Source organism: Pseudacidovorax sp. RU35E (assembly GCF_900156165.1).
Classification (GTDB): Bacteria; Pseudomonadota; Gammaproteobacteria; order Burkholderiales; family Burkholderiaceae_C; genus Xenophilus.
This window is the reverse complement of the sequence record NZ_FTMY01000002.1, coordinates 48,802-59,948: the sequence shown is the minus strand read 5'-3', so window position 1 is coordinate 59,948 and position 11,147 is coordinate 48,802. Positions and strand designations below refer to the sequence as shown.

Annotated in this window: 13 protein-coding genes and 1 riboswitch; of the genes, 6 read left to right on the top strand and 7 right to left on the bottom strand. The window is 71.4% G+C overall.

Going from position 1 to position 11,147, the window contains the following annotated elements:
• The first annotated feature begins 9 nt into the window (after positions 1-9).
• From BXA03_RS03100 to BXA03_RS03085, 4 genes are all read left to right on the top strand, one after another.
• The gene (locus BXA03_RS03100) at positions 10-372 is read left to right on the top strand and encodes an ArsR/SmtB family transcription factor (RefSeq protein WP_083715851.1); all 363 of its coding nucleotides are present in this window, start codon (positions 10-12) and stop codon (positions 370-372) included.
• Positions 373-405: 33 nt separating this feature from the next.
• Positions 406-840, top strand: a complete 435-nt coding sequence (locus BXA03_RS03095) for a YeeE/YedE family protein (protein WP_076503751.1) — start codon at positions 406-408, stop codon at positions 838-840.
• A 7-nt stretch (positions 841-847) separates the two neighbouring features.
• Positions 848-1,279 (top strand): YeeE/YedE family protein, encoded by a 432-nt coding sequence (locus BXA03_RS03090; RefSeq protein ID WP_076503749.1) that lies wholly within the window; start codon positions 848-850, stop codon positions 1,277-1,279.
• Positions 1,280-1,687: 408 nt separating this feature from the next.
• Positions 1,688-2,983: an Hsp70 family protein gene (locus BXA03_RS03085; protein ID WP_076503746.1), complete on the top strand. Its 1,296-nt coding sequence runs from the start codon at positions 1,688-1,690 to the stop codon at positions 2,981-2,983.
• An 18-nt stretch (positions 2,984-3,001) separates the two neighbouring features.
• On the opposite strand, the gene BXA03_RS03080 is transcribed toward BXA03_RS03085, so the two are convergent.
• On the bottom strand, positions 3,002-4,132 hold the full coding sequence (locus BXA03_RS03080) for an HDOD domain-containing protein (RefSeq protein ID WP_076503743.1): 1,131 nt from the start codon (positions 4,130-4,132) through the stop codon (positions 3,002-3,004).
• A gap of 204 nt (positions 4,133-4,336) precedes the next feature.
• Positions 4,337-4,408, top strand: a riboswitch (Fluoride riboswitch).
• A gap of 78 nt (positions 4,409-4,486) precedes the next feature.
• On the opposite strand from BXA03_RS03080, the gene BXA03_RS03075 reads away from it, so the two are divergent.
• Both BXA03_RS03075 and BXA03_RS03070 read left to right on the top strand, forming a co-directional pair.
• On the top strand, positions 4,487-5,812 hold the full coding sequence (locus BXA03_RS03075) for a voltage-gated chloride channel family protein (RefSeq protein WP_076503740.1): 1,326 nt from the start codon (positions 4,487-4,489) through the stop codon (positions 5,810-5,812).
• The gene (locus BXA03_RS03070) at positions 5,809-6,357 is read left to right on the top strand and encodes a nucleotidyltransferase family protein (RefSeq protein WP_076503737.1); all 549 of its coding nucleotides are present in this window, start codon (positions 5,809-5,811) and stop codon (positions 6,355-6,357) included. The genes BXA03_RS03075 and BXA03_RS03070 overlap by 4 nt, the downstream gene beginning before the upstream one ends.
• Positions 6,358-6,399: 42 nt before the next feature.
• Here BXA03_RS03070 and BXA03_RS03065 read toward each other — a convergent pair whose 3' ends face one another.
• From BXA03_RS03065 to BXA03_RS03040, 6 genes are all read right to left on the bottom strand, one after another.
• Entirely contained in the window at positions 6,400-7,191 is a 792-nt protein-coding gene (locus BXA03_RS03065) for a TOBE domain-containing protein (RefSeq protein WP_076503735.1), read from the bottom strand.
• Positions 7,184-7,969, bottom strand: coding sequence for a sulfate/molybdate ABC transporter ATP-binding protein (locus BXA03_RS03060; RefSeq protein WP_200803325.1), 786 nt, complete (start codon positions 7,967-7,969; stop codon positions 7,184-7,186). Before BXA03_RS03060 ends, BXA03_RS03065 begins: the two co-directional genes overlap by 8 nt.
• Positions 7,969-8,745 (bottom strand): molybdate ABC transporter substrate-binding protein, encoded by a 777-nt coding sequence (gene modA / locus BXA03_RS03055; RefSeq protein WP_083715850.1) that lies wholly within the window; start codon positions 8,743-8,745, stop codon positions 7,969-7,971. Before modA ends, BXA03_RS03060 begins: the two co-directional genes overlap by 1 nt.
• 61 nt (positions 8,746-8,806) lie before the next feature.
• The gene (gene modB, locus BXA03_RS03050) at positions 8,807-9,514 is read right to left on the bottom strand and encodes a molybdate ABC transporter permease subunit (RefSeq protein WP_200803324.1); all 708 of its coding nucleotides are present in this window, start codon (positions 9,512-9,514) and stop codon (positions 8,807-8,809) included.
• Positions 9,515-9,621: 107 nt separating this feature from the next.
• On the bottom strand, positions 9,622-9,873 hold the full coding sequence (locus BXA03_RS03045) for a carboxymuconolactone decarboxylase family protein (RefSeq protein ID WP_076503734.1): 252 nt from the start codon (positions 9,871-9,873) through the stop codon (positions 9,622-9,624).
• Between the two features lie 71 nt (positions 9,874-9,944).
• Complete coding sequence (locus BXA03_RS03040; RefSeq protein ID WP_076503733.1) at positions 9,945-11,147, bottom strand: MFS transporter; 1,203 nt, start codon at positions 11,145-11,147, stop codon at positions 9,945-9,947.

Here is an 11,147-nt window from a genome sequence, read left to right as displayed (position 1 = left end):
CTGTTGGACATGCCCACCACCGCCACGACTTCTTCCTCCACCGACCTGCACCACGACGCCGCGCCCGGACCCGAGGCGCTGGCCCAGTTGCGTGCCTCCGCCGGCCGCGCCTGCGCCCTGCTCAAAGCCATGGCCAACGAGGACCGGCTGCTGCTGCTGTGCATGCTGGCCGAAGGCGAGCGCAACGTCGGCGAGCTGCAGGCCGCCACCGGCATCGTGCAGCCCAGCCTGTCGCAGCAGCTGGGCGTGCTGCGCGAGGAAGGCCTGGTGCAGACGCGGCGCGAGGGCAAGTTCATCTACTACGCACTGGCCAGCACCGAGGTGCTGCGGCTGATGCAGGCCCTGCATGCGAGCTTCTGCGCGCCGCAGTGAGGCCTTTTTCCCCTCTCATCCAGGAACCTTCCCATGACCCTCGACTGGCTCCACTTCACGCCCTGGCGCTCGCTCGCCGGCGGCGCCCTCATCGGCCTCTCCGCCGCGCTGCTGGTGCTGGCCAATGGCCGCATCGCCGGCATCAGCGGCATCCTGGGCACGCTGGTGGGCCGCAGCCCCGCGGGCGAACGCCCCTGGCGGCTGGCCTTCCTGATCGGGCTGCTGGCCGCGCCGATGGTGTGGCAGATCGGCGGCACCCTGCCGGCCGCGCACATCGCGGCCAGCCCCGGCCTGCTGATCGCAGCCGGCCTGCTGGTGGGCATCGGCACCCGCTACGCGAGCGGCTGCACCAGCGGCCATGGCGTGTGCGGACTCTCGCGCGGCTCGGTGCGCTCGCTGGCCGCCACGCTCGCCTTCATGGCCGCCGGCTTCGCCACGGTCTTCCTGCTTCGCCACCTGATCGGATGAACCCGCCATGCCTGCATTGACCGCCTTTCTTTCCGGCCTCGTCTTCGGCCTCGGCCTGTTGCTCTCCGGCATGGCCGACCCGGCCAAGGTGCTGGGCTTCCTGGACCTGGCCGGCAACTGGGACCCATCGCTCGCCTTCGTGATGGGCGGCGCCATCGCCGTGGCGGCGCCCGCCTTTGCCCTGGCGCGCCGACGCAGCCATGGCCTGCTGGGCGCGGCCATGCAGCTGCCCAAGGCCACGCACATCGACCGCCGGCTGGTGCTGGGCAGCCTGGTCTTCGGCGCCGGCTGGGGCCTGGCCGGCTTCTGCCCGGGGCCGGCCCTGGTCAGCGCCGCCGCGGGCTACCGCGAGGCCTGGCTCTTCGTCGCGGCGATGGTGGCGGGCATGGCCTTGTTCTCGTGGCTCGAAAGCTCGCGCGCTTCTGTGGCCCGCGCGTAAGCGCCGTCCCAGCCCCAGCGGCCCGTGCCCGGGCCTCAGCTCCAGCCTCGTAGCGGCACCGGCACCGGCCAACATCCGAACCGGCACCGCGACCGCTCGCCATGCCATCTATGTCACGACCCGGCCGTTCGCGCGCAGCGTCGAGGCGGAGGATGCCGGTGTGCGTGCGGAGGTGCCATTCGCGGCGCCGTGCAGTGCCGTAAGCGCGTCGGTGGAGGGCGGGCACCCGTCCTGCGCTTCAAGCCGGCTGGCGCGAGCGTGCACCGGGAGCGCGCATGCCGGCGTCCTCTGCCGGGTCAGCGCCCCGGAGTCCGCCATGCCATTCCAGCAGACCATCGCACCCATCCCAGTCCCGCAGCAACAAAAGGCGCACACCCCTAGAATCCGCGCCCTTTGCCTGCCCCTGCCATGACCGCTCCGTCCTGCTGCGCCATCGACTTCGGCACCTCCAACTCCGCCATCGCCCTGCCCCAGGCCGATGGCAGCGCGCGGCTGGTGCTGGTGGAGGACGGGCGGCCCACCATGCCCACCACCGTCTTCTACGACGTGGAAGACCTCGAAGGCCACGAGCCCCCGCGTCGCCTCCATGGCCGCGCCGCCCTGGCCGCCTACGTGGAAGGCCGCGAAGGCCGGCTGATGCGCTCGATGAAGAGCATCCTGGGTTCCGGCCTGGCCGAACAGTCCACCGAGGTGGGCGAAGGCCGCTCCGTGCGTTACCTCGACGTGATCGGCGACTACCTGCGCCATCTGCGCCGCCTCGGCGAACAGGCCGCCGGCGCCCCACTCGAACGTGTGGTGCTCGGCCGGCCCGTGCACTTCGTCGACGACGACGCCACGCGCGACGCCAAGGCCCAGGCCTCGCTCGAAGCCGCCGCACGCGAGGTGGGATTCGCCGAGGTGCACTTCCAGTTCGAGCCCATCGCCGCCGCCCTGGACCACGAGCAGTCGGTCACGCAGGAAGAACTGGTGCTGGTGGCCGACATCGGCGGCGGCACGTCCGACTTCTCGCTGGTGCGGGTCGGGCCGCAGCGCCGCGAACGCCTGGACCGCAAGGACGACATCCTGGCCAACCACGGCGTGCATGTGGCCGGCACCGACTTCGACCGCCGGCTGGATCTGGCCGCGATCCTGCCGCTGTGCGGCTATCGGGCGCTGGGCCCGGCACGCCCCGGCGAGCGTCCGCGTGAGGTGCCCAACGCGGTGTACTTCGACCTCGCGACCTGGCACCTGATCAACGGCGTCTACGCCACCAACCGCGTGCTGGAGCTGCAACGCATGCGCAGCTTCTATGCCGATGCGCGGCTGCATGCCCGCCTGATGCATGTGGTGCAGGCCCGCCTCGGCCATGCCCTGCTCTCCCGTGCCGAGGCGGCCAAGATCGCCGTGGCCGACGGCGGCGCCACCACGCTGGCGCTGGAGCTGATCGAACCCGGCCTGGCCACACCGCTGGACGCGACGACGGCCCTCGACGCGCTGGACGCCGACCTGCAGCGTATCGCCGATGCAGCCACCGAGACGCTGGCCCAGGCCGGAGTGACGGCGCAGGACGTGCGCACCCTCTACTTCACCGGCGGCTCGACCGGACTGCGCGCACTCACCGAGCGGATCGCCGCGCGCGTGCCGCCCGCCCGCGTGGTACATGGGGACCGCGAATCGAGCGTGGCCCGCGGCCTCGGGCTGCACGCTTTGCGCGTCTTCGGCTGAGCGGCGCGGGCCGCGCCTTCAGACGCGCAGACCTTCGAGCGTCCGCTCCTCGCGCAGCAGGGCGGGCAGCCCCGCCAATTCCGGAAGTCCCAGATAGCTGCGGACATGGTGGAAGTCCGGGTCGCTGTGGAACACGGCGTCCAGCTCCTGCGGCCCCAGCATCTGCCCACAGGCCAGGCGCTCGCCGAGACGGGCACACAGGTAGCCCAAGGCCAGCGCAGGCGCGCGCGACGGTGGGGCCGCCTCCAGCGGCGTGACCAGCACCGACTCGAGTGCCCAGGCGTCCGCCACCAGCGGCGCGGGCACCTTCCATTCGCGCATCAGCAGTTGGCCGAGGGCGCTGGCCGAGACGCCCCAGTGCGCCTGCTGCAGGCGCAGACGCGGCAACAGCGCGCCGGGCGCGACGGCATCGTCCGGTGCATGGCTCGCATGCTGGAAGGTGGTGGCGGCCAGGTGGCCCACGAAGGAGATGACGACGCCGGTCGCCAGCCCACCCGGATCCGCCAGCTGCAGGCGGGGCGCGAGGCGCAGGCACAGCGCCCCGGCCAGGCCGCCCGAGGCATCCAGCGTGTCGAGCACCCGGCGGCCGAAGGACGAGCTGCTGTTGAAGGACATGCCCAACATATGCCTCAGGCAGATGTTGCGCACCGTGGTCAGGCCCAGGAAGGTGATGGCCTGGCTGACGCTGCCCACGGGCTGTCGCACGCCGTAGAGCGGCGAGTTGACGGCCGCCATCACCTTGGCCGCCACCAGTGGCTCGCCCAGCACCAGCGCGGCCAGTTCGGACGCCCCGGCGCGCGAGACGAAGTCGGGCGAAACCAACTGCTGCAGCGCACGCGGCGGCGCCGGGATCGCGCGCAGCACCGTGCGTACCCGGCGGGCCTGCTCGTCGAGCAGCGCCTCGGCAGCGGTGATCTGGAAGCTGGCCAACTGTTCGGGCAGCTCACCTTCGGGTGGCGGGGTGTAGCCGAGTGCCACGTCGGCGTCGCCCTCGGTGGCGTCCGGGGCTGCGCGCCACTCGAACGTCGGGCCGAGCGAGGCCTCGGCGGTGGCCGGCACGGGACGCGGGTTCGGAGCGGGCGCCGTTTCGCCCGGCGCCCCGGGGCGACCGGTCAGCGACTGCCACCAGTGTTGCCAGCGCGCGTTCATGCGCGGGGGTGGCGCTGCGCGCCCCAACGGCACAGCCGGCCATGGGCAGGGTGGCGATCAGGACGGGGCGGACTCAGGAGCATGAGGAATGGCGGCAACGGAGGGTGCCGCGAACGCAACCGCAGCGGCACGCAAAAGGTAGACGAAGGAATTATTAACGCTTTGTTTCAATTGGCGCAATGGGCCGAACGCAAAGCTATGATCGACCGCCCTGGAGATGGCATTCCTCCATGAACCGCCGTGGCGCGCGCCGCGGCTGATGATGCCTACATGCCCCTGACCTCGTCGGGAAGCTGTAGGCGCTCGCGTCCGCACTGCCGGCTGGGTCAGGTCTCTCACCTCCGCATCGACGACATGACCCCACACTCCCGCTTCGGTCGGCTGGCCGTGCTGCCCTACATCGCCAAGTGGCTGCCACTGGCCAGCCTGGTGGCCGCACTGGCCGGCTCTGCCTCCGCCTTCTTCCTCTTCGCCCTGGACGCCGCCACGCGCTGGCGCGAGGCCCATCCCGCCATCATCTGGCTGCTGCCGCTGGCTGGCGCCGCGGTGGGCTGGATCTACTGGCGGCTAGGCAAGCAGGTGGAGGCCGGCAACAACCTCATCATCGACGAGATCCACGACCCCCAGAAGACGGTGCCGCTGCGCATGGCGCCGCTGGTGCTCGGCGGCACGGTGGTGTCGCACCTCTTTGGCGCTTCCGTGGGCCGCGAGGGCACGGCAGTGCAGATGGGGGGCGCGCTGGCAGACCAGCTGACCCGCCTGTTCCGCCTCGACAACGAGGACCGGCGCATCCTGCTGATGGCGGGCATCGCGGCGGGCTTCTCGTCGGTCTTCGGCACGCCGCTGGCCGGCGCCCTCTTCGGCCTGGAGGTGCTGGCCATCGGCCGCATGCGCTACGACGCGCTCTTCCCCTGCACCGTGGCGGCCATCGTGGCCGACCAGGTCGGACTGGCCTGGGGCGTGCACCACACGCACTACGTGGTGAGCAGCGTCGCACCGGTGACCCTGTGGAGCGTGCTGGCCGTCACGCTGGCGGGCATCGCCTTCGGCCTCACCGGCCGGGTGTTCGCCGTCGCCACGCACCGGCTGGGCAGCTGGGTGCGGCGCTGGATCGCCTACCCGCCGCTGCGCCCCTTCGCGGGCGGCATCGTGGTCGCCGTGGCCGTGTGGGCGCTGGACGCGCACCGCTATATCGGGCTCGGCATTCCCACCATCGTGGCGTCTTTCGAGGGCCCGCTCCGGCCGTGGGACTTCCTGGGCAAGATGGCCTTCACCATCGTCTCGCTGGGCACCGGCTTCAAGGGCGGCGAGGTGACGCCGCTGTTCTACATCGGCGCCACGCTGGGCAATGCGCTGGCGCCGCTACTGCACATGCCGGTGTCGATGCTGGCCGGCATCGGCTTCGTGGCGGTGTTCGCGGGGGCGGCCAACACGCCGGTGGCGACCATCGTGATGGCCGTGGAGCTCTTCGGCCCCGCCATCGGCCCGCTGGCGGCCATCGGCTGCCTGGCCAGCTACCTGAGTTCGGGGCACACGGGCATCTACCACGCACAGCGCATCGGCCAGGGCAAGTACCGGCACGTGCTGCCGGACGGGCTGCGGCTGTCGGAGATTGCGCAGTACCGGCCTCAGGCCAAGGCAGCCGAGGACAAGGCACGGCCAGATGACGGACGTCCATGAACGGCCGCTTCCTCACCGACATCCAGCGCAACGCCCACAACGCCGCCATCCTGGCGCGCTGGTCCCGCCTGGCGCTGCCGCAGGGCTGGCTGGTGGCGGGCTGTCTGTTCCAGACGGTGTGGAACCTTCGGGTGGGAGCGTCGCCCGAGGCCGACATCCACGACTACGACCTCTTCTACTTCGACCCTGCAAACACCACCGAGGCCGATGAACAGGCCGTGCAGCGCCATGTCGAGGCCGTGCTGGGCGATCTGGGCGTGCGGGTGGAGGCCTCGAACCAGGCGCGCGTGCACCTCTGGTACGAGTCGTACTTCGGCCAGCCTTATGCCCCGCTGAACAGCGCGAAGGACGGCATCGACCGCTTCCTCGTGCCGGCCACCTGCGTGGGCGTACGGCCGGGAGAGGTGTATGCGCCCTACGGTCTGGAACTGCTCTACGCAGGGGTGCTGACGCCCAATCCGCTGGTGCCGCACCGCGCCCTGTTCGAGCGCAAGGTGGCGTCGTACCGGGCACGCTGGCCATGGCTCACGGTGCAGGCCGGCTGAGCAGGCCCAGCCGCGGGTACCCAGCCGACCGCTCCGGATGCCTCAGGCCCGCATCGCCACCATCACCGAATACGCCTTGACCACCGCCGTCGCCGCCTGGCCGACGGCGATGCCCAGCGCATCCACAGCATCGTTGGTGACGCTGGCCGTGATCACCGCGCCGCCGGGCAACGTGAGGCCCACGAGCGACGAGACGGCGCCGCGCTCGACGCGCGAGACGGTGCCGGCGAACTGGTTGCGTGCCGACAGCTGGTAGCCAGCGAAATCGGTCACCAGCACCACGGCCGAGGACTTGATGAGCGCGATGGCCTCCTTGCCAACGGCCGCCTGCAGACGCGTGGCGGCGGCGCTGGTCATGGTGGCGACGATCTCCTGGCCACCGGCCAGAGCGATGGTGAGCTGGGTGGTGACGGGGCCGGCCTCGACGGCGCTGACGGTGCCGGCGAACTGGTTGCGGGCGGTGGTCTTCATGGCGATTCTCCGGAGAAGGCCGGCCAGGGCCGGCTGCTGGATGAGCAGGGCTTCCTGCGCACGCAGGAAGTCGGCATGGGCGCCCTGCAGACCGCGCCAGGCGGCCAGCAGCGCATGGCCGGCGGGCGTGAGCTGCGAGCCCCCGCCGCCCTTGCCGCCGATGGCGCGCTCGAGCAGCGGCTCGTTGGCCAGGTTGGAGGCCGTCTCCAGCAACAGCCAAGCGCCCTTGTAGCTGTAGCCCGCGGCGCGGGCGGCGCGGTTGATGGAGCGGGTGCTGTCGATGGCTTCGAGCAGGGCGAAGAAGCGTGCGTCCAGGCGGCCGGCCAGGCGCAGTTCGCCATGCAGCAAGGTGGCGTCAGCCATGGGCGGCGCCCAGCAAGCGGCGCACGGCGGCAGCCTCCGGCGGCTCGGCCGCGCGTGCGGCGCCGCCGAGCAGTTGCAGTTCGACGCCGGTGCCGCGGGCCACATCCACCTGCCGCACGGCGCGGCCCTGCTCGATGAGCACCGCTTCTTCCGCCAGCGCCAGCACATCGTCGACATCGTGCGTGATCATCAGCACGGGCAGCTGCCAGCGGGCGCAGACGGCGGCCAGCTCCTGCCGCAGCTCGTGGCGCAGCATCGGGTTGAGGGCGGCGAAGGGCTCGTCGAGCAGCAGCAGTTGCGGCTCGCAGGCCAGGGCGCGGGCCAGCGCCACGCGCTGCTGCTGGCCACCCGACAGCGCCGCCGGGCGCGCATTCGCCATCGATTCGAGGCCGAAGCTGGCGAGCAGCTCGTCCACCCGTTGCGCGGCGCGCGCATCCAGCCGGCGGCGCCACCAGGTGGTCAGGCCGAAGCCGATGTTCTGCCGCACGCTCAGGTGCGGGAAGAGCGCATAGTGCTGGAACAGGTAGCCCACGCGCCGCTGCTGGGTCGGCAGGTCGATGCCCGCGCCGGCGTCGAAGAGCGTGCGCCCGCCGATGCGCACATGGCCGCGCGCGGGCCGCAGCAGGCCGGCGACCGCCTGCAGCGTGAGCGACTTGCCCGCGCCCGACGGCCCATACAGCGCCACCATGCGCGCGTCGCTGCCGAAGCAGGTGCGCAGCTCGAAGCAGCGCTGGCCGTCGCTCACCGCCAGTTGCAGGTCGATGTCGATCAGCGCCATCAGGAGGGCTGGCCGAAACCGTACTTGTTCAGCACCTCCATCGCGGGCGGCGTCGACAGGAACTGGATGAAGTCACGGGCCAGCGCCTTCTGGCGGCTTTCGCTCACCACCACGATGGGATAGCTCACCGGCGTGTGACCGGTGGCGGTGAAGGCGATCCTCACCTTGTCGCCGCCGATGGCCGCGTCGGTGCGGTAGACGAAGCCGGCGTCCACCTCGCCGCGCGCCACATAGTCGAGCACCTGCCGCACGCTGTCGGCGTAGACGAAGCGGGGCTCCAGCGTGCGCCACAGGCCGGCCGCGTCCAGCGACTCCTTGGTGTAGCGGCCCACGGGCACCGTGGCCGTCTTGCCGATGGCGATGCGCTTGACGGCAGGGCCGGCCAAGTCCTTGGCCGACGCCAGCGCCGGGCCGCCCTGCGCGGGCACCACGGCCACCACGGTGTTGAGGGCGAAGTCGCGCCTGCTGTCGGCGTCGAAGAGCCTCTTCTCGATGCCTTGCGTCACCGTGGCCTGGTCGGCGCTGGCGAACACGTCCACCGGCGCACCCTGGGCGATCTGCTGGATCAGCGTGCCCGAGGCCGCGAAGTTGAAGACCAGCTTGACGCCGGGATGGGCGGCCTCGAACGTCGGCCCCAGCGCTTTGAAGGCATTGGTCAGACTGGCAGCGGCCGACACCGTGAGTTGCTGGGCTGCAGCCAACGCGGGCACCGCGGCCAGCGCCAGCGCGCAGAGGCCGCGGCGGGTGAGGCGGTGGAGGAACGGGGCGCAGGACATGGGCGAGACTCCTTCTCGATAGATGCGACAGATGGGGCGGCGACGATGACGCCTGACACGCTCAACGCGGCGACAGGAAGCGGTTGGACACCACCAGCAGCGCCACCGACAGCACCGAGGTCACCAGCACCAGCAGCAGCGCCGTGCGGTCCTCGCCGGCCTGCACTGCGTCGTAGATGGCCATGGACAGCGTCTGGGTCCGCCCCGGGATGGAGCCGGCCACCATCAGCGAGGCGCCGAACTCACCCATGGCACGGGCGAAGGCCAGCAGCGTGCCGGCCAGGATGCCGGGCCAGGCCAGCGGCAGCGTCACGCGCATGAAGCTGCTCCAGGCCGACTGGCGCAGCGTGCGGGCGGCGGCCTCGAGGCTGCGGTCCACGCCGCCGAAGGCCGCGCTCGCCGACTTGAGCACCAGCGGCAGCGCCACGACAGCCGAGGCCACCACGGCGCCGTGCCAGTTGAAGACGATCGTGTAGCCGAAGTAGTCGTACAGCCAGCCGCCCACCACGCTCCGACGTCCGGCCAACACCAGGATGGCGTAGCCGATCACGGTGGGCGGCAGCACCAGCGGCAGGATGCAGATCGCCTCCAGCACGCTGCTGCCCGGAAAGCGCCGGCGGGCGAACAGCCAGCCCAGTGCCGTGCCCGCAATCAACGCGACCAGGGTCGCCACGCCCGCCACCTTCAGCGAAAGCAGAAGCGGATGCCAGTCGGCCGCCTGGACGGCGGCGGACAGTTCCGACAGTGGGAATGGCGCAGTGTCGGCCATGGTTGTGTAATTCAGTACATAGCGAAAGCCCGCAATATACGCGTCGCCTGGTACCGACCGTCTGAAGGTTGGAGGACCGACCCCGCCGTAAAGAGGAACGCGGTGCCCTACTTCAGCTCGGGGAAGTCGACTGACGTGTCGTTGACGCGGTTGAAGACGTTGGTGAAGGTGATCACCGCTACGGACAGTGCGATGTCCACCACCGCGGCATCGGCAAAGCCGGCTGCGCGAAAGGCCTCGAACGCCTCGGCCGGCAGCGTGCCTGAAAGTTGATGCAGCGCGCGGACGAAGCCCGCCAGCGCATCGCGCCGGGCGTCACCGGTGGGCGCAAGCGCGCGGATCGCACGCACCGTGTCCACCGGCAGCCCCGCCGCCTAGCCCGCCAGGCTGTGGGCCGCCACGCAATAGTCGCAGCCGGCGATACGCGCAGTCATGGGGAGCATTCCTTTGCAGGAGGGTTGACGAATCGGGATGGACGGCGAAGCGCCACATTCAAGCCCAGGGCCATGACCTCGGCCGTCGCCGCCACGGCCCCGATGCCCCAGACCGCGCCGCAGCCCAGCACGGCCGCGCCGATGGCGCTTCCGGCCGAGAAGCCGAAATACATGGTCGAGGTGTTGAGGGCCAGCGCCACTGGCGCCTGGGCGGGCGCGCCGGCACCGATGAGCCGCGACATCTGGGCCGGGAAGAAGGACCAGACCGTGAAGCCCCACAGGCTGACCGCAGCCAGCACCGGCAGCACGGCCAGCCGCTGCGGCAGCAGCGTGGCCACGGCCAGCGCCGCAAAGGCCAGCGCCAGCAGTGCGAGCGAGCCCCGCACCACCCGGTCCGCCCCGAAGCGGTCGTTCAGGACGCCGCCCGTCATCACACCCGCCGCCGCCGACACGCCCCACAGCGACACCGTGGCCGTGATCGCCGCCGGGCCGAAGCCGAGCACGGCGGCCAGGTATTCGGCGACGTACGGATAGGCCGCGAAAGCGCCGATGGCCCAGGCCAGGCTGACGCCCAGCAGGCGCAGCACCGGCACCTGACGCACCACGGCCACCCGCTCGCGCAGGCTGGCGACCGCCAGGCCCTGACCGGCCTGCCGGCCGATGCCGAGCCCGATGCCCACGATGGCGACGGCGCTCATGCCGCCCACCAGCAGGAAGGTGGCGCGCCAGCCGAAGGCATGGCCGATGAGCCCGCCCAGCGGCAGGCCCAGCGCGATGGCCAGGGTCTGCCCGGCGCTCACGATGGCCAGCGCCCGCCCGCGCATGTCGGGCGGCACGATCACGCCGGCCAGGCCGTTGGCCGCCGGCACGTAGAGCCCGGCCGCCACCGCCATCAACACCCGCGCCACCAGCAGCAGTACGAAGGACGAAAACAGCGCCGCCAGCACATTGCCCGCCGCGAACAGCGACATGGCCAGCAGCAGCACTGGCTTGCGCCGCAGGCGGCCGGTGGCCACCGTGCTCACCGGCGAGGACAAGGCCAGCACCAGCGTGAACACCACCACCAGCAGCGCCACGCGCGTGATGGGCAGGCCGAAGTCCTGCGCCATGACCGGCAGCAAGGGCGCGATCATGAAGCCCTCTGTGCCGATGGCGAAGGTGCCGAGGGCCAGGAAGCCTGCGGGAATCAGGGGGCGCAT

Coding starts and splice junctions, on each gene's coding strand:
- BXA03_RS03095 (WP_076503751.1), top strand. CDS start 406: ATGACCCTCGACTGGCTCCACTTCACGCCCTGGCGCTCGCTCGCCGGC.
- modB (WP_200803324.1), bottom strand. CDS start 9,514: ATGGCCGACACTGCGCCATTCCCACTGTCGGAACTGTCCGCCGCCGTC.
- BXA03_RS03070 (WP_076503737.1), top strand. CDS start 5,809: ATGAACGGCCGCTTCCTCACCGACATCCAGCGCAACGCCCACAACGCC.
- BXA03_RS03100 (WP_083715851.1), top strand. CDS start 10: ATGCCCACCACCGCCACGACTTCTTCCTCCACCGACCTGCACCACGAC.
- BXA03_RS03090 (WP_076503749.1), top strand. CDS start 848: ATGCCTGCATTGACCGCCTTTCTTTCCGGCCTCGTCTTCGGCCTCGGC.
- BXA03_RS03065 (WP_076503735.1), bottom strand. CDS start 7,191: ATGGCTGACGCCACCTTGCTGCATGGCGAACTGCGCCTGGCCGGCCGC.
- BXA03_RS03040 (WP_076503733.1), bottom strand. CDS start 11,147: ATGCGCCCCCTGATTCCCGCAGGCTTCCTGGCCCTCGGCACCTTCGCC.
- BXA03_RS03085 (WP_076503746.1), top strand. CDS start 1,688: ATGACCGCTCCGTCCTGCTGCGCCATCGACTTCGGCACCTCCAACTCC.
- BXA03_RS03060 (WP_200803325.1), bottom strand. CDS start 7,969: ATGGCGCTGATCGACATCGACCTGCAACTGGCGGTGAGCGACGGCCAG.
- modA (WP_083715850.1), bottom strand. CDS start 8,745: ATGTCCTGCGCCCCGTTCCTCCACCGCCTCACCCGCCGCGGCCTCTGC.
- BXA03_RS03080 (WP_076503743.1), bottom strand. CDS start 4,132: ATGAACGCGCGCTGGCAACACTGGTGGCAGTCGCTGACCGGTCGCCCC.
- BXA03_RS03075 (WP_076503740.1), top strand. CDS start 4,487: ATGACCCCACACTCCCGCTTCGGTCGGCTGGCCGTGCTGCCCTACATC.